Origin of the sequence: Dactylosporangium sp. NPDC049525 (genome assembly GCF_040676755.1) — a bacterium.
GTDB lineage: Bacteria > Actinomycetota > Actinomycetes > Mycobacteriales > Micromonosporaceae > Dactylosporangium.
Genome location: NZ_JBFAPO010000044.1, coordinates 21,224 through 39,462 on the forward strand (window position 1 = coordinate 21,224; position 18,239 = coordinate 39,462).

The 18,239-nt window shown below is 72.2% G+C and carries 17 protein-coding genes; 9 read left to right on the forward strand and 8 right to left on the reverse strand.

What is annotated here, in order from left to right:
- Positions 1-49: 49 nt before the first annotated feature.
- From AB0K00_RS41050 to AB0K00_RS41075, 6 genes are all read right to left on the reverse strand, one after another.
- A complete protein-coding gene (locus AB0K00_RS41050) occupies positions 50-1,060 on the reverse strand; it encodes a hypothetical protein (protein WP_363532731.1) in 1,011 nt (336 codons plus the stop codon).
- Between the two features lie 64 nt (positions 1,061-1,124).
- On the reverse strand, positions 1,125-3,164 hold the full coding sequence (locus AB0K00_RS41055; protein ID WP_363532734.1) for an ATP-binding protein: 2,040 nt from the start codon (positions 3,162-3,164) through the stop codon (positions 1,125-1,127).
- A complete protein-coding gene (locus tag AB0K00_RS41060; RefSeq protein ID WP_363532737.1) occupies positions 3,161-3,523 on the reverse strand; it encodes a response regulator in 363 nt (120 codons plus the stop codon). The genes AB0K00_RS41055 and AB0K00_RS41060 overlap by 4 nt, the downstream gene beginning before the upstream one ends.
- A gap of 125 nt (positions 3,524-3,648) precedes the next feature.
- Positions 3,649-4,968 (reverse strand): hypothetical protein, encoded by a 1,320-nt coding sequence (locus AB0K00_RS41065; RefSeq protein ID WP_363532740.1) that lies wholly within the window; start codon positions 4,966-4,968, stop codon positions 3,649-3,651.
- Positions 4,965-5,186, reverse strand: a complete 222-nt coding sequence (locus tag AB0K00_RS41070; protein WP_363532743.1) for a hypothetical protein — start codon at positions 5,184-5,186, stop codon at positions 4,965-4,967. The genes AB0K00_RS41065 and AB0K00_RS41070 overlap by 4 nt, the downstream gene beginning before the upstream one ends.
- Before the next feature lie 59 nt (positions 5,187-5,245).
- Positions 5,246-6,466 carry an MFS transporter gene (locus tag AB0K00_RS41075; RefSeq protein WP_363532746.1) on the reverse strand — a complete coding sequence of 407 codons (1,221 nt, stop codon included), beginning with the start codon at positions 6,464-6,466 and terminating at the stop codon, positions 5,246-5,248.
- A gap of 12 nt (positions 6,467-6,478) precedes the next feature.
- On the opposite strand from AB0K00_RS41075, the gene AB0K00_RS41080 reads away from it, so the two are divergent.
- Both AB0K00_RS41080 and AB0K00_RS41085 read left to right on the forward strand, forming a co-directional pair.
- Positions 6,479-7,075, forward strand: coding sequence for a VTT domain-containing protein (locus tag AB0K00_RS41080; RefSeq protein ID WP_363532748.1), 597 nt, complete (start codon positions 6,479-6,481; stop codon positions 7,073-7,075).
- Between the two features lie 97 nt (positions 7,076-7,172).
- The gene (locus AB0K00_RS41085; protein WP_363532750.1) at positions 7,173-8,180 is read left to right on the forward strand and encodes a hypothetical protein; all 1,008 of its coding nucleotides are present in this window, start codon (positions 7,173-7,175) and stop codon (positions 8,178-8,180) included.
- Positions 8,181-8,514: 334 nt separating this feature from the next.
- On the opposite strand, the gene AB0K00_RS41090 is transcribed toward AB0K00_RS41085, so the two are convergent.
- Both AB0K00_RS41090 and AB0K00_RS41095 read right to left on the reverse strand, forming a co-directional pair.
- Positions 8,515-9,618: a branched-chain amino acid aminotransferase gene (locus AB0K00_RS41090; RefSeq protein WP_363532753.1), complete on the reverse strand. Its 1,104-nt coding sequence runs from the start codon at positions 9,616-9,618 to the stop codon at positions 8,515-8,517.
- Between the two features lie 153 nt (positions 9,619-9,771).
- Complete coding sequence (locus AB0K00_RS41095) at positions 9,772-10,617, reverse strand: fused MFS/spermidine synthase (RefSeq protein WP_363532756.1); 846 nt, start codon at positions 10,615-10,617, stop codon at positions 9,772-9,774.
- A gap of 120 nt (positions 10,618-10,737) precedes the next feature.
- Between AB0K00_RS41095 and AB0K00_RS41100 the strand changes: the two genes are divergently transcribed.
- The 7 genes from AB0K00_RS41100 to AB0K00_RS41130 are packed head-to-tail and all read left to right on the forward strand — an operon-like array spanning position 10,738 to position 18,230.
- Complete coding sequence (locus tag AB0K00_RS41100) at positions 10,738-11,616, forward strand: xanthine dehydrogenase family protein subunit M (protein WP_363532759.1); 879 nt, start codon at positions 10,738-10,740, stop codon at positions 11,614-11,616.
- A 3-nt stretch (positions 11,617-11,619) separates the two neighbouring features.
- Positions 11,620-12,117, forward strand: coding sequence for a (2Fe-2S)-binding protein (locus tag AB0K00_RS41105; protein WP_363532762.1), 498 nt, complete (start codon positions 11,620-11,622; stop codon positions 12,115-12,117).
- Positions 12,114-14,489, forward strand: a complete 2,376-nt coding sequence (locus AB0K00_RS41110) for an aerobic carbon-monoxide dehydrogenase large subunit (protein ID WP_363532765.1) — start codon at positions 12,114-12,116, stop codon at positions 14,487-14,489. The genes AB0K00_RS41105 and AB0K00_RS41110 overlap by 4 nt, the downstream gene beginning before the upstream one ends.
- Positions 14,489-15,400 (forward strand): XdhC family protein, encoded by a 912-nt coding sequence (locus AB0K00_RS41115; RefSeq protein ID WP_363532768.1) that lies wholly within the window; start codon positions 14,489-14,491, stop codon positions 15,398-15,400. Before AB0K00_RS41110 ends, AB0K00_RS41115 begins: the two co-directional genes overlap by 1 nt.
- A complete protein-coding gene (locus AB0K00_RS41120; RefSeq protein WP_363532770.1) occupies positions 15,400-16,260 on the forward strand; it encodes a MoxR family ATPase in 861 nt (286 codons plus the stop codon). The genes AB0K00_RS41115 and AB0K00_RS41120 overlap by 1 nt, the downstream gene beginning before the upstream one ends.
- A gap of 1 nt (position 16,261) precedes the next feature.
- Complete coding sequence (locus AB0K00_RS41125; protein WP_363532773.1) at positions 16,262-17,425, forward strand: VWA domain-containing protein; 1,164 nt, start codon at positions 16,262-16,264, stop codon at positions 17,423-17,425.
- Complete coding sequence (locus tag AB0K00_RS41130) at positions 17,409-18,230, forward strand: SRPBCC family protein (RefSeq protein ID WP_363532776.1); 822 nt, start codon at positions 17,409-17,411, stop codon at positions 18,228-18,230. Before AB0K00_RS41125 ends, AB0K00_RS41130 begins: the two co-directional genes overlap by 17 nt.
- The last annotated feature ends 9 nt before the right edge of the window (positions 18,231-18,239 follow it).

Genomic DNA, 18,239 nt, shown 5'->3' on the forward strand with positions numbered 1-18,239 from the left:
GCCAGGTGTAGCCGCTTCCGACCTTGCGGCTAGCCGGAAAGAGCAGACCTCACACTGCCACCGTGGCCGGGACCGCCTCGGCGGCGGGTTCAGCCGCGGCGGGGCGGCGAGCGGTGCGCGCCGCCGCCAGGCCGGCGAGGACCAGGCCGAGGGCCGCCCAGCCGAGCAGCACCCAGACGTGCGGTGCGGCCGCGTGACCGTCGAAGAACGCCGTGCTGCGCAGCAGCGATCCGGCCGCGCCCGGCGGCAGGAACTGGCCCAGGGTGCCCCAGCCGGACGGCAGCATCTCCGGTGCGCTGGACAGTCCCGACAGCGGGTTTCCCAGGAGCATCATGCTCGCCGCCCCCAGGCCCAGGCCGGCCGCGCCGAGCAGGGACTCCAGGCCGAGGATGGTCAGGGCGGTGGCGGCGATGCCGAGCGCGACGGCGCCGGAGTTGAGCCAGTAGGAGCCCTCGACCGAGCCGAGCCAGAACTGCAGGATCGCGACGAGGGCGAGCGCGCCGGTGACGGCGAACGCGAGCGCACCGGCGAGGCGGCGGGCGACGCCGACGACGAGGCTGGTGAGCACGCCGGCCGCCGCGATCCCACCGAGGACGAGGGGCAGGGCACCCGCGGCCAGCCCGGCGCCGCGCGGGTCGTCGGCGGGCAGCGGGACGAGGTCGCGGACCGGCACGCCGGCGTCGGTGCCGCCGAGCGCCTGGGCCACCTGCTGGAGGGCCTGCGCGACGGCGGGACTGGCGGCCGAGGCGATGATCAGCTGCGGGTGGCCGCTGGAGACGTCGATCGCGCCGTAGACCTCGCGGTCGAGGATGAGCCGCTCGGCGGCGGCGGTGCCGTCGACGACGGTCACGTCGAACGTGCCGGGGCGCTTCGCCGACAGCTGCTGGGCGACCTGCGCGGTGGCGGCGGAAGGGCCGGCGACGGCGATCGGGATGTCGTGGACGCTCGAGCGGGTCGCGGGCCAGGCGAACGCGATCATGATGACGCTGAGCAGCGCGGTCAGCAGGAGCACGATCGCGCCGACGCGAGGCCAGGGCGACCGGGTTGCGGTGGGTGCCATCGGAATCTCCTAAAAGGAACGTTCGTTCACTCACTGCCGAGCATGCGACACTCGGCCGATCGCGTCAAGAACGAACGTTCGCTTTGACAGGGTGGTGTGTGACACGCCGCGCCGCCTCCGGCAGGGTGAACACGAACCGCGAGCCGCCGCCCGGGTTGTCCGTGGCCACGATGGAGCCGCCGTGCCGCTCCACGATCCGCTTGCAGATCGCCAGGCCGAGGCCCGTGCCGGCGTAGCCGCCGGAGCGGTGCGCCCGGTGGAAGTTGTTGAAGATCGCCTCGTGCTGCCCCGCCGGGATCCCGATGCCGTTGTCGGTGATCTCGACCCGGACGAGGTCCCCGCCGGCCCGCGCCGAGCCGATCTCGATCCGCGGCACGACCCCGGGCGCGGTGTACTTCACCGCGTTGCCGATCAGGTTGTCGACCAGCTGCCGCAGCAGCACCGGGTCGGCGTGGACGTCGTGCAGCCGGCCGAGGGCGAACAGCGGCGCCGGCGTGCCACCCGCGGCCGCCAGGTCGGCGCGGGCCGTGGTCACGTCCACCACCAGGTCCCGCAGCGGCACGTCGACGGGCGCGATGACGGCGTTGCGGGTCGTGGTGTACGCGAGGAGATCGTTGATCAGGTGCCGCATGCGGCCGGAGGCGCGCACGATCCGGCTGAGGCTGTCGGTGGCGTCGCGCTGCTCGGCGGTGTCAGGCATGCCGCGCAGTGTGTCGTCGAGGTTCTCGGCCCAGCCGTCGATCGTGGTCAGCGGGTTGAGCAGGTCGTGCGCGACCACCCCGGCGAAGGACGCCAGCTCGTCGCGCTGCCGCCGCTCGGCGGTGACGTCGTGGAACACGACCACGACCCCGTCGTCACCCTGCAGCCTGCGCGCGCTGACGCTCACGACCCGGCCGTCCGGGACGCCGCTGTTGCGCACCAGCAGCTCCATGTTGTGCACGTCCTCGCCTGCGAAGGCTCTGGTGTGCGCCATGTCCGCCGCCGGCAGCGGCGTACCGTCGGGATGGAAGAGACCGTAGTGGCCGGGCTCGGCAATGGTGCCGGTGCCGCTGGTGACGCCGCCGAGCAGCGCGACCGACGCGGGGTTGCGCATCGCCCAGCTGCCGTCGGCCCGGATCACCGCCAGGCCGTCGCTCATCGAGTCGACGATGGTGGTCAGCAGCCGGGCCTGCGCCGCGGCGGCCCGCCCGGTCTCGGTGAGCTGCCGCAGCAGCTCCGCGCGCTCGTCGCGGCCGAGGGCGATCGACAGCCCGACGATGGCGACCATGCCGACGAACGCCTGCGCGACCAGCGCCCGCGCCTGGAACGACTCGATCATGGCGAACGGCCCGTCCCCGTGCAGCGTGAAGAGCACCGCGAGGCTGCCCAGGCACAGGTCGTGCAGCACCACGAAGGTGGTGTGCAGCCGCAGCGCCGCCCAGACCGTGACCGCGAGCAGCGGAAACGCCAGCGGCAGGCCGTGGTTCACGGCGAAGCCGACGACGTACGCGCTGATCGAGCACACGATCAGTGCGCCGTACTCGGCGAGGCGCAGCGCCGGGACCCGCCGGGTGTGCCAGCCGTCGCGCCAGTGGTGGCCGATCCGCAGGCCGACCGCCGCGATCAACAGGATGCTGACCGTGTTGCGGGTGAACCAGACGGCGGCGTCCACCCACGAGACGTGCCCGGAGATCAGCCACACGGCGGGCGGCCCGATCGCGGCGCCGGCGAGGGTGCCCGCCGCCGTGGCGAACAGCAGCCGCCACAGGTCGGCGGAGCGGGCCAGCGGCGCGTCGCCGCCGGCGCCCCACAGGTGCGGGCTGACCCGGGCGTGCACCCGCAGGAACACCGCCACCTGGGTCAGGTTGGCCACGACGAACCACAGCGCCAGGGCGGGCGGCGCCCCGGTCGCCACGTTCACCAGCAGGGTGATGACCGCCAGCATCAGCGGGTCCGCCCAGCGCAGCCGGGCCCGGCGCTGCATGGAGAACCACAGGACCGTGACGCCCGCCGCCGGCCAGACCAGGCTGAGGCTGGTGCCGTCCATGATGGTGAGCCGGCCCGCGAACGTGGCGAGGACGCAGAGCGCGGACCAGGCCATGGTCCGCGCGAGCGAGCCCGTCATCCGGGCACCAGCACCATGTCGAGCGCGGTGCGGAGGCTCTCGGTGGTGAAGGGTTTGCGCAGGTACAGGGCGCCGGTGTCGCGGACCCGGGCGACGACCGCGCCGTCCCACAGCACGGTCAGGAACATGGCGGGCAGGTCGGCGCGGCGCTCACGCAGCTGGAGCAGCAGCTCGATGCCGTCGATGCCGGGCAGGTCCACGTCGAGGATCGCGGCGTCCGGCAGCCCGTGCCGGGCGACCGCCTCGAGCGCCTCGGCACCGCTGCCGGCGGCGAGGCACTCGTGCCCGTCGGCCCGCAGCCGCTTGACGATCAGTTCGAGGACGTCCTGCTCGTCGTCCACGACCAGAATCCGCGCCATACCGGCCCCCTGCCTGTCACCCTGATGATCGACAGGCAGGGGGCGGTGTTGAGCTTGCTTGCGTGCGTCGCGGAGCGGCGCACGGGCGAAACCGCGACCGTCAGGCCGGGCGGCCAGTGACAGCGTTACCGCTTGCTGGGGATCACGTCCTGCAGGTGGCGGCCGTTGACGGAGGCGCGGCGGCCGGCGTCGACCTCGCGCTTCCAGGTGCGGACGTAGTTGGACGCGGTCAGCCGCTCCACGTCGTTGAGCTCCAGCAGGTCACCGACGAACGACGTCAGCGCCATCGTGTCGCGGGGGTCGTTGTCCGGCACGTGCTCGTGCAGCGCGGCGTGCACCTGGCTGCGCAGGGAACCCTCGCGGATCGCCCGGCTCGGAGTGAGAGTCGGCTCGTCGCCCAGATCCGGCGCGGACGCCTGCTCAGGGCTGATGACCTTCGACTGGCCGCGGGCCCGGCGCGGCGTCGGCGGCACCAGGATCTCCGCGATCTCCCCGCGCCACTCGCCGAGCGGCGAGACGGCCGGCTGCGGCGCCTCGGGCGCCTCCGCCACCTCGGGCACCGCTGCCACCTCGGGCAACGTCAGCTGCTCGTCGACCGGCTCCTGCGCCGCCTCGGTGATCGCGGGGCGGTGCGGCGGCTCGTCGACAACCGAGATGACCCGCGCGTCGGACGCCAGCCGGGCCGGCGACAGGTCCGCGGCGATGAGCGCGGTGAGGCCGTCGTAGTCGGCGCCGTCGGCGAGCCGCACGGCGATCTCGTCGAGGTCGTAGACGGCGACCGCGATGTCGGCCGTCGTCGGGTCGACCGCGGCGCGGATCTTGCGGTGCAGCACCTTGGCGATCGCCTTCGTGCGCACCTCCTTGCGCTTCTCGGACCGGGCCGCGGCCAGGGACGTGTAGAGCCCGAGCCGGTCGTCGGCCTTCGCGAGGTTCTTGGCCCGCAGCGTGATCCACGGGTGCCGGATCCAGTGCCCGACCACCTCGTACGCCGGGGTGGTGGGCGGCAGGTCGCCTTTGGCCCGCAGCCGGTCGCGGCGCTGGTTCTCCGTGTGCATCAGCCACACCAGGTAACCCAGCGCGGACATGCCGGCGAAGAACCCGGCGAGGAGCTTGTTGTCGTGTGCCATCCAGTTGAAGGCGACGGCGAATCCGGCGATGGCCGCGGACAGCACCCGGGAGGCGGTGGCCCGCTCACCGAGCCGGCGGCGCACGTCGGCGTTGGCGAGGACGACGATGCCGCCGAGCTCGAGCGCGCCGACGGCCGGGATCGCCCACAGCAGCGGGATGCCGAGCGCCTCGACGGCGCCGGACACCTGGCCGGCGAGGGCGACCAGCAGCACCACGAAGTAGAACAGCTGGCGCATGTATGAGGTGCGCCGGACCGTCCGTTGCAGGTCCGCGTCGAGTTCGACAATTCCAGGTCGAGCATTGCCCGGCGTGGTCACCGGCTTCTCCTGTCATCCGTTGCGGGCAGCGGGTAGCCCCGAGCCGCGAGGAACTCGGCCAGCGCGAGGTCCACGGAGCTCTGCACCGTGGTGTTGTGGTCTTCGACGAAGCGCTGGAGCATCTGCTCGATCTCCACCCGGACCCGCGTGTTGAGCTGCACACGCTCGAACCGCGGACGCTGCGGCGGCATCGCCACCGCCTTCTCTGTCGCTTCCAACCCACACTCCTGCTAGCCGTTTGCTAGCGGCGACGCTAGCAAAGGACACGTCGATGTCCTCAATCGACGCGCCGGGCCAGGGCGATTCCTGTGGCGGCCGCGGCCAGCACGCCGCCGGTGCCGGCCACGATCAGGGTGGTGGGCGCGTCGGTGGCGTCCAGCAGCAGGCCGCCGCCCACGTAGGACAGCGCGGCGGACGCGCCGACGGCGCCGTACAGGTTGGCGAACACCCGGCCCAGCAGCGCGTCCGGAACGAGCCGCTGCAGCAGCGTGTTGCTGGCCACGTCGATCGCGGCGATGCCGAGCCCGCGGCCCGCCTGCATCGCGAACACCACCGCGGCGGCCCACATGGCGTGCGCGAACACGCCGGTGAACAGGTTGCCGGCCGAGCTGACCGCGAACCCGGCGACGAGCAGCGCCGTCATGCGCAGCCGGTCGCCGAGCCGCGACAGCAGCGCGTAGCCGGCGGTGAGGCCGAACCCGACCGCGCCGAGCAGCAGCGCCGCCACCGAGTCACTCGTGCGCAGTTCCTCCTTGGACAGCACGACGAGGGCCACGTCGTCGACGCCGGTGCAGAGCACGACCGCGCAGAAGCCGAGCGCGACGATCCGCACCGTGCGATGCCGCGCCAGGTATCCCAGGCCGGTGCGGGCGCCCTTCCACAGCGACTCGACCTCCAGCGCCGCCGGCGCGAGCCGCGGCAGCCGGGTCAGCAGCGCGGCGGACACCAGGAACGACGCCGCGTCGACGGCGAGGACGCCGCGCGTCCCCAGCCACGGCAGCAGGGCCGCGGCCAGCAGCGGGCCCGCCAGCTCCGCGACGTTGGTGACCAGACCCAGCCGGGCGTTGCCCGCGGCGAGACCCTCCGCCGGCACCAGCGAGGGCACGGCGGCCCGCGACGCCGGCTGGAAGACCTGCCCGGCGACAGCCCGGGCGGCGACCAGCGCGAGCAGCAGCCACACCGAGGGCAGGAACAGCGCGATGACGAAGACGGTCAGCGCCTGCACCAGCTCGCAGCCGATCATCAGCCGGCGGCGGTCGAACCGGTCCGCCAATGCCCCGGCGAACGGCGCCACCAGTGACGGCACGAAGTCACCGGCGAGCAGCAGGGCCGCGACCGCGAGGGCCTGACCGGTCGACGTGGCGACGTGCAGCATCAGCGCGACCATGCTGAGGGCGTCGCCGGCGTAGGAGATGCCGCGCGCCGCCAGCAGCGTCCGGAAGCCCCTCGGGGTTGTCTCGGGGTCGCTCCCTGATGCGTCTCTTACACGCTCGGCCATACCGTCATCCACATGACCGAGTGGCTCGAACCGCTGTACAGCCTGCCCGCCGCCCTGCTCGGGCTGGCGCTGGGGCTCGTCATGCTGCTCGACTCCATCCCGTTGCTCGGCATCCTGATCCCGGCCGATGTCGCGATCCTCACCACGGCCGGCGCGGCCGATCCGTTCAGCAGTCTTGGCTGGATCATCGCAGGCTGCCTCGCCGGCTGGTCACTGAGTTTCTTCGCCGGCTGGACGTTCGGGCAGCGCCTGCGCGAAGGGCGCTTCGGCCGCTGGATCGGCGAGGAGCGCTGGGCGAAGGCCGACCACGTGGTCCGCACCGGCGGCACCCGGATCCTGGTCACGGCGCCGTTCCTGCCGTTCCTGAACACCCTGGTCCCGCTCGCCGCCGGCGGCCTGCGGATGCCGTATCTGCGGTTCCTGCGCTCCGCCGCGCTCGGGTCGGCCCTGTGGGGCGGGCTCTACGTGGGCCTGGGTGCCGGCGCCTCCCGGCTGTCGGGCCTGCTTCCGACCGGTGACCTGACCACGGTCGCGACGGTCGGCCTGGGGCTCACGTTCGGCTGGGTGGCGCTGTTCACGACCCGCCGCATGGCTACCGTCAGTAGCTGACCGGACGCGTTCTCGGACCTGTGCTTCCGGGTGACAGTCGGTAATCTGACGACGGATCGCCTGGCTGCACCCCCGCGGCTTCGCGGAAGGGACAGCGTTGCGGAAGCGCATCATCGCCTCGCTCCTCGTGGCGCTCGTCATGATCGGCGCCTGGGCCGTGCCGGCCGGTGCCGCGCCGGGCGACCCGACCGCCGCACCGGACGAGGGCAGCGCCAACATGACCCTCGGCGAGCTGCTGGAGAAGGCCAACGGCGACTTCCTCGACGCCCAGGGCATTCTCGAGGTCTCCAAGAAGCGCCAGGCGGAGCTCAACACGCAGATCGAGTCGATGCAGCGCGAGCTCGACGTGATCCTCGCCGAGGTCAACGTCATCGCCGGCGCCGCCTACCGCACCGGCGGGGTGCGCACCGCCGCGGCGCTGCTGCAGAGCCAGAACACCGAGTCGTTCATCGAGCGCACGATGATGGTCAACACGATCGCGCGCTACAACGACCGCCAGATCGGGCGGCTGACGAAGCTGCAGACGGAGCTCACCGAGGCGAAGAAGGCCGTCGACGCGGAGGTCGCGCAGCAGCAGGCGCAGACCGACGTCATGGCGAAGAAGAAGAAGGACGCCGAGACGGCTCTGGTGAAGATGGGCGGCCGGGCCAACGGCTACGTCAACGCCAACTCGCCGCTGGCGACGCCGGCGCCGCGCAACGCCGACGGTTCGTGGCCGAAAGAGAACTGCATCATCGACGACCCGACCACGTCCGGCTGCGTCACCCCGCGCACCATCCACGCGGCGAAAGAGGCGCAGAAGGCCGGCTTCACCCGCTACTACTCGTGCTTCCGGCCCTCCGGCCCATACGAGCATCCGAAGGGCCGGGCGTGCGACTTCGCCGCGGCGGCCAACGGCTTCGGCGGCGTGGCGACCGGCGGGGACAAGACCTACGGCGGCAACCTGGCCGCGTTCTTCGTCCGCAACGCGAGCGCGCTCGGCGTGCTCTACGTCATCTGGTTCCGGCAGGTGTGGACCCCGGCGGCCGGCTGGCACTCATACAGCGGCGGCAACGGCGACCCTTCCAGCGACCACACCAACCACGTGCACCTCTCCGTGTACTAATTACTGTGCGTGAATTGGCGTTGATCCGACGAAGGTCAGCGTCCAGGCGTCCTCCCAGCTGGCGACCGTCCGAGCGATGGTCAACGGCGAGCTGAACACCTACGGACACGGCACCGTCATCGGCATTCTGGTGATTTCCGCGATTCTGACGATGATCAACCTTTTTGCGCTGGTCGCCATGCGCCGCCGCGACTTCGGCCGCCGGCAAGCGCTCGGGGCCACGCAGCATCTCATTGTTGCGCGTTCCCTAGCACCGATCGGCGGGTGTCCTGGCAACAGCGGTGAGGCCGGGGGCCGCGGGATGCCCCGGCCTCATCCCTGGCGAGCCGGCCCACTACCCCGCGGCGATCTCGGGCGCAGGTGGTGCGATCGGCCGGCGCCAGCCGAAGAGGTCCTCGACCGTGCCGCGCTGGATGCCGACGAGCAGGTCGCGGATCTGTGCGGTGACCGGGCCCTCGACCGCGCCGGAGACGGTGAACTCGTCGGCGGCGGTGCGGGCGGTGCCGATCGAGCTGATGACGACGCCGGTGCCGCTGGCGAAGGTCTCCTTGAGCCGGCCCGAGCGGGCGTCGTCGCGCCACTCGTCGAGCGCGTAGGGCCGCTCGCTGACCTTGAGACCCAGGTGGGCGGCGAGGCGCAGCACCGAGTCGCGGGTGACGCCCGGCAGGATCGAGCCGTTGAGCGGCGGGGTCACCAGCTCGCCGTCGTAGACGAAGAAGAGGTTGTTGCTGCCGGACTCCTCGATGTAGCGCCGCTCCACCGCGTCGAGGAAGACGACCTGGTCGCAGCCCGCCTCCTGGGCCTGCGCCTGGGCGCGGAGGCTGGCGGCGTAGTTGGCCGCGGTCTTCACCGCGCCGGTGCCGCCGGGCGCGGCCCGCGAATACTCCTGGGAGACCCACATGGTGACCGGCTTGGCACCGCCGGCGAAGTAGGAGCCGGCCGGCGAGGCGATGACGGCGAACAGGTACTCCGAGGACGGCCGGACGCCGAGGAACGGATCGGTCGCGATCATGAACGGGCGCAGGTAGAGGCTCTGCCCTTCACGCGCGGGCACCCAGTCGCGGTCGGCCTCGACCAGGACCTCGAGGGACTTCAGGAAGAGCTCCTCGGGCAGCTGCGGCATGGCGAGGCGCTCGGCGGTGACGTTGAGCCGGCGGGCGTTGGCCTCCGGGCGGAACAGCGCGACGCCGCCGTCGGGCTGTGCGTAGGCCTTGAGCCCCTCGAAGATCTCCTGGCCGTAGTGCAGGGCGGCGGTCGCCGGTGAAAGGTTCAGCGGGCCGAACGGCTCCAGGCGGGCGTCATACCAGCCCTTGCCGTCGGCATATTTGACCGTGACCATGTGGTCGGTGAAGACGCGCCCGAACCCGGGGTCGCTCAACAGGGCCGCGCGCTCGGCCGCGGGGCGGCGCGGCGCGGGAACGGTTGCGAAATCAAGCATTCCGCGACTGTAATTGCTCACTGAACGATCCCTAAGTTCCTTCCCGGAAACTGGGCGGTAGTAAAGCTCGAGTGGGAGCGGAGCGAGCATGGGGGTGTGGGGATGCACAGCCCCCCACGGAACCGCCGGCGAAGCCGACGGAGCCAGGAACAGCTAGAAGATGCCCGCGGGGGGCGCCGGTGACTGCGTGGCGATGGCGTCGGTGACGACCCGGGCGCCGGCGACCAGGCGGTCGAGGTCCTCGCCGTGCACGAGCCGGGCCGGGAACGCGTCGGCGGCGCCGGCCCGGGCGAACCCGGCGACCGGCAGCGGCGCCGACGACGCGGCCAGGATGACGTTGCCGAACCGGCGGCCGCGCAGGACGGACGGCTCGGCGAGCAGGCACACGTCGGCGTAGAGCTGCCGCAGCGTCGCGATCTGCCCCCGCGCGAACGCCAGGCCGGTGCCGTCGGCCAGGTTGGCGGTGTAGACGCCGCCGGGGCGCAGCAGCTTCGCCGCGGCGGTCAGGAACTCCAGCGACGTCAGATGGGCGGGCACCCGGGCGCCGCGGTACACGTCGGCGACGATGAGATCGAAGCGCCCGCCGGACATCGATTCGACGGCGGCGCGGGCATCCATCGCGCGGACCCTGATGTCGGCGGTGCGCGGCAGCGGCAGCACCCGCCGCACCAGCGCGATCAGCGCCGCGTCGAGCTCGACCACCCGCTGTGACGAGCCGGGCCGGGTCGCGGCGACGTAGCGGGCCATCGTCAGCGCGCCGCCGCCGAGGTGCAGCACCGACAGCGGGGTGCCGGCCGGTGCGACACCGTCGACGATCGAGGCCAGGCGGCGCATGTACTCGAAGTCGAGTCGCCGGGGGTCGTCCAGGTCGACGGCGGACTGCGGGTAGCCGTCGACGAGCAGCGTCCACCGCCCCGGCCGCCCGTCGTCGGGGTGCAGTTCGGCGACGCCGCCGTCGATCTCCTCGACGATGCCGCCCACGCGCTTCTGTCGACCCATGGCCCCAACCGTAGTGACACAGTGTGTGAAGAATTTTTGTCACCGGGTGTTGTTCAATGTCGCCTTTAGGACGAACATTCTCCCGTTGGAGCCCGAACGAACTCCTCACGCGGAGGCGCGATGCAAGTACCCGCCGCATTCGAATATGCAAAGGCAACGACGGTGAGCCAGACGCTGGACCTGCTGGCCCAGTGGGGCGAGGACGCCCGCGTCATCGCCGGCGGTCACAGCCTGATCCCGATGATGAAGCTGCGCCTGGCCCGACCCACGGCGCTGATCGACATCAACGACGTCGGCGAACTGTCCTACATCAAGGTCGAGGGCGGTGAGCTGCGGATCGGTGCGCTGACCCGGCACGCCGAACTGCTCGACTCGGCGCTCGTCGAGGAGCACTACCGCATCTTCCGCGACGCGGAGCGGGTGATCGCCGACCCGATCGTGCGCAACCGCGGCACCATCGGCGGCTCGCTGTGCCAGGCGGACCCGGCCGAGGACCTCTCCGCGGCGTTCGCGGCCGTCAACGCCTCGGTGGTGATCCAGGGTGCGCGGGGGTCGCGTACCGTGCCGCTCACCGAGTTCCACGTCGGCCCGTACGAGACGGTCGTCGAGGCCGGCGAGCTGCTCACCGAGGTGCGCGTGCCGATCCGCCCGGGTGGCGGGTCCGCGTACGTCAAGGTCGAGCGCCGCGTCGGTGACTGGGCGGTCGCCGCGGCCGGTGCCGCGCTGTGGACCGACGCCAGCGGCAACGTCAGCAACGCCGGCATCGGCCTGGCCGCCGTGGGCGCCGCGCACTTCCGGGCCGCCGAGGCCGAGGCGTACCTGGTCGGCAAGCCCGCCACCGAGGAGAGCTTCGCCGAGGCGGGACGCATCGCCGCCCAGCACAGCAACCCGGTCGCCGACCAGCGCGGACCGGTCGACTACAAGCGGCACCTCGCCGGTGAGCTGACCGTGCGCGCGTTGCGCGCCGCGGCCGCCCGCGCACGGGGTCAGGAGGCCTGAACCATGCAGATCACCGTGACGGTGAACGGCGAGAGCCACACCCGCGACGTGGAGCCCCGGCTGCTGCTGGTCCACTTCCTTCGCAACGACCTGGGCCTCACCGGGACCCACTGGGGCTGCGACACGTCCAACTGCGGCGTGTGCACCGTGACCCTCGACGGCGTACCGGTCAAGTCCTGCACCGTCCTGGCGGTGATGGCCGACGGCAAGCAGGTCGGCACCGTTGAGGGCATGGAGCAGGCCGACGGGCTCGACCCGGTGCAGCAGGGCTTCGTACAGTGCCACGGCCTGCAGTGCGGATTCTGCACCCCGGGCATGATGCTCACCGCCCGCTGCCTGCTCGACAAGAACCCGGACCCGTCGGAGCACGAGATCCGTGAGGCGATCTCCGGCCAGATCTGCCGGTGCACGGGCTACGAGAACATCGTCCGCTCGGTCCGCTGGGCCGCGGAGCACGAGGCCGCACAGAAGGCCGCGGAGAAGGCAGAGGCGACGTCATGACGGTGACCGAGAACCCGACTCCCATGGGCTTCGGCCGCATGCACCGCAAGGAAGACGCGCGGTTCGTGCGGGGCAAGGGCAACTACGTCGACGACATCAACCTGCCGGGCATGCTGCACGGGTCGTTCCTGCGCAGCCCGTACGCCCACGCGAAGATCGTCTCGATCGACACCAGCGCGGCCGAGGCGCTGCCCGGGGTCAAGGCCGTCATCACCGGCGCCGTCCTCGAGACGCTGAGCCTGGCGTGGATGCCGACCCTGTCCTACGACACCCAGGCGGTGCTCGCGACCGACAAGGTCCGCTTCCAGAACCAGGAGGTCGCGTTCGTCGTCGCGGACAACCACTACATCGCCCGCGACGCCCTGGAGCTCATCGAGGTCGAATACGAGCCGCTGCCGGTCGTCGCCGACGCGAAGCAGGCGCTCGCCCCTGGCGCCCCGGTCATCCGGGACGACAAGGAAGGCAAGACCGACAACCACATCTTCGACTGGTCCGCCGGCGACAAGGAGAAGACCGACGCGGTCTTCGCCTCCGCCGAGGTGGTCGTCGCGGAGGACATCCTGTACCCCCGGGTGCACCCGTCCCCGCTCGAAACGTGTGGCGCGGTCGCCGACTTCGACAAGGTCACCGGCAAGCTGACGATCTACTCGACCACCCAGGCGCCGCACGCGCACCGGACGGTCTACGCGCTCGTCGCGGGCCTGCCGGAGCACAAGATCCGGGTCATCTCCCCCGACATCGGCGGCGGCTTCGGCGGCAAGGTCGGCATCTACCCCGGCTACGTCCTGGCGATCGTCGGCTCCATCGTCACCGGCAAGCCGGTGAAGTGGATGGAGGACCGCAACGAGCACCTGACCGCCACCGCGTTCGCCCGCGACTACCACATGCGCGGCGAGATCGCGGCGACGAAGGACGGCAAGATCCGGGCGCTGCGGGTCGACGTGCTCGCCGACCACGGCGCGTTCAACGGCACGGCCCAGCCGACGAAGTTCCCGGCCGGCTTCTTCCACATCTTCACCGGGTCCTACGACCTGGAGGCGGCGTCCTGCAACGTCAAGGGCGTCTACACCAACAAGGCACCCGGCGGCGTCGCGTACGCCTGCTCGTTCCGGATCACCGAGGCCGCGTACCTGGTCGAGCGCATGATCGACGTGCTCGCCTTCGAGCTGAAGATGGACCCGGCCGAGCTGCGGATGAAGAACCTGCTCCAGCCGGCGCAGTTCCCGTACACCACGCCCACCGGCTGGGAGTACGACTCGGGCGACTACCCGAAGGCACTGCGCCTGGCCATGGACATGGTCGAGTACGAGAAGCTGCGGGTCGAGCAGGCCGAGAAGCTCCAGCGCGGCGAGTACATGGGCATCGGCATCAGCTTCTTCACCGAGGGTGTCGGCGCCGGCCCGCGCAAGCACATGGACATCCTCGGCCTGGGCATGGCCGACGGCGCCGAGCTGCGGGTCCACCCGACCGGCAAGGCGGTGCTGCGGCTGTCCGTACAGACCCAGGGCCAGGGACACGAGACGACCTTCGCGCAGATCGTCGCGGAGGAGCTCGGCATCTCCCCCGACGACATCGACGTCGTGCACGGCGACACCGACAACACGCCGTTCGGCCTCGGCACGTACGGCTCCCGCTCCACCCCGGTGTCGGGCGCGGCGACCGCGATCGTGGCCCGCAAGGTCCGCGACCGGGCCCGGATCGTGGCGTCGGCGATGCTCGAGGTGTCCCCGGACGACCTGGAGTGGGAGAAGGGGAAGTTCTTCGTCAAGGGCGACCCGGACCAGGCCAAGACGATCCAGGAGATCGCCATGGCCGCACACTCCAGCCTGGAGCTGCCCGACGGCGTCGAGGGCCACCTGGACGCGACCACGGTCTACAACCCGCCGAACCTGACCTACCCGTTCGGCGCGTACATCTGCGTCGTCGACGTGGACCCGGCCACCGGCCAGGTCAAGGTCCGCCGGTTCATCGCGGTCGACGACTGCGGCGTGCGGATCAACCCGATGATCGTCGAGGGCCAGGTGCACGGCGGTCTCGCCGACGGCATCGGCATGGCGCTCATGCAGCTCATGGCGTTCGACGAGGACGGCAACCACCTCGGCGCGTCGCTCATGGACTACCTGCTGCCCACGTCGCTGGAGTGCCCCTCGTGGGAGCTCGGCGAGACGGTCACGCCGTCGCCGCACCACCCGATCGGCGCCAAGGGCGTCGGCGAGTCCGCGACCGTCGGTTCGCCGGCCGCCGTGGTCAACGCGGTCCTCGACGCGCTGAAGCCCTTCGGGGTCCGGCACGCCGACATGCCGCTCACCCCGTCCAACGTGTGGCGCGCCGCGCAGGGCCGCCCGATCCGCACAGATATGGCCATTCAGTAATGGACCTCCTTCATCGCGCCGACCGGTTGCGCGCGGACCGCACCCCGTTCGTCCTGGCCACCGTGGTCCGCGCCGAGCGGCCGACCAGCGCCAAGACCGGCGACCGCGCCCTCGTGCTGCCGGACGGCACGATGGAGGGGTTCGTCGGCGGCACCTGCGCCGAGTCCACCGTCCGTCTCCAGGGGCTGCGGCTGCTGGAGACGGGCGAGTCGACGCTGCTGCGGATCACGCCCAGCGGCGACGACGACGAGCGGGAGGGTCTGCTCACGATCAGCAATCCCTGCCTGTCCGGGGGGACCCTGGAGATCTTCCTGGAGACGATGATTCCGGCGCCGCTGGTGTACGTGCACGGCGAAGCTCCCGTCGCCCGCGCGATGGTCGACGTGGCGCAGGCGGTCGGCTGGGCCGGTGTCCGCGGGCCCGCTTCGGCGCTGCCGCTGGATGCCTCGGCGGTCGTCGTCGCCTCGCACGGGCGGGACGAGGTCGAGGTCCTCACGGCCGCGGTGCGCGCTGACGTGCCGTACATCGCGCTCGTCGCCAGCCGCAAGCGCGCCGCCGCGGTGCTGGATGAATTGCCTTTGACGGCTCAGGAGAAGGCGCGGATTCACGCCCCGGCCGGCCTGGACATCGGGGCCCGGACGGCGCCGGAGATCGCGCTGTCGATCCTGGCCGAGGTCATCTCCAGGCGGCCCCGGCAGACGGCACCGCCCCCGGGCCGCCTCGACCTGCCGCTGCTGCAGCCGCAGGTGCGGCCCGTGTCGCAGGTCGCGGTCGCCAAGGACGTCGTCTGCGCGATGGACGTGGCGATCTCGCCGGACGCGCTGCAGTACGAGCACGAGGGCACCATGTACTACTTCTGCGGGTCCGGCTGCCGGCGGGCGTTCATCGACGACCCGGCCCGGTACCTGTGATGGAGTCGATCGAGGAGCTGGTCGACGGCCTCTCGGGGCAGGGGTACCTCGCCGACCAGAGCCTCGCCACGGCGCTGTTCCTGTCGGTGCGGCTCGGCCAGCCGATCCTGCTCGAGGGCGAGCCCGGGGTCGGCAAGACCGCCGCCGCGGGCGCCCTCGCGGCGGCGATGGACACGCCGCTCATCCGGCTGCAGTGCTACGAGGGCCTCAGCGCCGCCGAGGCCCTCTACGAGTGGAACTACCCCCGCCAGCTGCTGGGGATCCGGCTCGCCGAGGCCCGCGGCGAGGTGCCCCGGGAGGCGGACCTGTTCGCCCCCGAGTACCTGCTGCGCCGGCCGCTGCTCGCCGCGATCGAACACCCCGGCCCGCGCCCGGCGGTGCTGCTCATCGACGAGGTCGACCGGGCCGACGACGAGTTCGAGGCGTTCCTCTTCGAGCTGCTCGCCGAGGGGTCGGTGACCATCCCGGAGCTCGGCACCCGCACCGCGATCGTGCCGCCGGTCGTCGTGCTCACCAGCAACCGGACCCGTGACCTGCACGATGCGCTGCTGCGACGCTGCCTGTACCACTGGATCGGCTATCCGGACGCGCACCGGGTCGCGGCGATCATCCGGCAGCGGGTGCCGGGCGCCGACGAGCTGCTCGCCGCCCAGGTCGCGGGCGCGGTGTCCCGGCTGCGCGGCCTGGACCTGACCAAGCCGCCCGGCGTCGCCGAGGCGATCAGCTGGGCCAACGCGCTGCGCCTGCTGGGGCTGCCGCTCGATGAGAAGTCCGCCGAAGCGACGCTCGGCGCGGTGCTGAAGTATCGCGAGGACGAGGAACTGGCCCGCGGCACGGGACTGGCGGACCTTGTCTCGTGACGTGGGCAGGGGTGACCTGGCCGGGCTCGTCGCGGCGTTCGGCGCGGCGCTGCACGATGCGGGCCTGCCCGTCGGCCCCGACCGCGGCGAACGCTTCGCCCGTGCCGTCACGCTGCTGCGGCCGACCACGACCGCCGAACTGCACCGCTGCGCGCGGGCGACGCTGACCTGCCACCCCGAGCAGTTCGAGATCCTCGACCGGGTCTTCGACGCGGTCTTCCGCGGCTACGCCGACGACCCGGCCGACTTCCGCGGCGACCCCAACGCCGCCGGCACGTCCACCACCACCACTTCCGCGGGCGGCACCCCGTCCGCGGGGCCGCCGTCGGCGTCCTCCTCCACGTCGTCCAGCACCCGCGAGATCGAGATCCCGATGGCGACCGTCGGCAGCGCGGCGGAGCGGCTCGCCGGGCGGGACTTCGCCACGCTCACCGCCGAAGAGCTCGCCGAGCTCATGGACCTGATGCACCGCCTCGCCGTCGCCACGCCGCTGCGCCGGACCCGCCGGATGCGTGCGACGGCCTTCGGCAACGCCGTCGACCTGCGGGCCACCCTCCGCCGGGCCCGGCGCACCGGCGGGCACCCGCTGCGGCTGATGCGCCGCGAACCGCGCCTGCGGCCGCGGCGACTCGTCGCGCTCTGCGACATCTCCGGGTCGATGGAGCCCTACGCCAGGGCCATGCTGCAGCTGCTGTACTGCGCGGCCGGCACCTCCCGCGCCGAGGTGTTCACGTTCGCGACCAGGCTGACCCGGCTGACGAAGGTGCTCGCCCGCACCCGCCCTGCAGTCGCCCTCGCCCGCGCCGGGCAGGCCGCCCCCGACTGGTCCGGCGGCACCCGCATCGGCGCCGCGCTGAAAGCGTTCAACGACGGCTACGGCCGCCGCGGGATGGCCCGCGGCGCGGTCGTCCTCATCGTCTCCGACGGCTGGGAGACCGGCGACCCGGCGCAGGTCGGCGTCGAGATGTCCCGGCTGTCCCGCCTCGCCCACCGCATCGTGTGGGTCAACCCGCGGACCCAGAGCCCCCGTTACCGGCCCCTGGTCGGTGGCATGGCCGCCGCGTGGCCCTACTGCGACGCGGTGGTCAGCGCACACTCCCTCGCCTCCCTGGCACCCCTCCTCGCTGCCCTTGAAGGACGTGACCGTCATGCTGCTCACCAATGAGTTCGTCGTCCACCGCCCCCTCGACGAGACCTGGGCCGCGCTCACCGATCTGGAGCGGATCGCGCCGTGCATGCCCGGCGCCCAGCTCACCTCGGTGCAGGGCGACGAGTACCACGGCAAGGTCAAGGTGAAGGTCGGCCCGATGACCGCCCAGTTCTCGGGCGTCGCCACGTTCAAGGAGCTCGACGCCACCGCGCACCGCGCCGTGATCGACGCCCGCGGCCGCGACGCGACCGGCAAGGGCCGCGCGTCTGCCCTGGTCACGGCGGTGCTGGTGCCGGACGGCGACGCGACGAAGGTGACCGTGGAGACGGACCTGACGATCGCGGGGCCTCTGGCGCAGATGGGCCGCAGCACGATCGGCGACATCAGCACCCGCCTGCTCGGCCAGTTCGTCACCAACCTGGAGGCGCAGCTGGCCGCCGACCCGCCCGTCACGGCCCCGGCCGCCGCCCCCGTCGCCGCCCCCGCTGCCGTCTCGGCCGACGCCCCCGCCGCCGCCGCTGAGCCGGCTGAGCCGGCCGCCGCTGACCCGGCCGCGGCCGCCGCGCAGGTGGACGAGGTTGTCGCGGTCCTGCCGGGCACCAACGTCGCCGACGCGAACGGCGCCACCACCGCACCGGCCCAGCAGGCCGCCGCGCAGACCACCGCTCAGGGCGCCGTCCCCATCCGCACGATCGACGGACCGGAGGCGGAGCCCGTCAACCTGCTCGAAACGGCCGGCACCACCAACCTCATCAAGATCGCGGTCCCGGTCGTCGTCCTCGTCGCGGTGGTCGTCGCCCTGATCATCTGGCTGACCTGAGTCGACCCG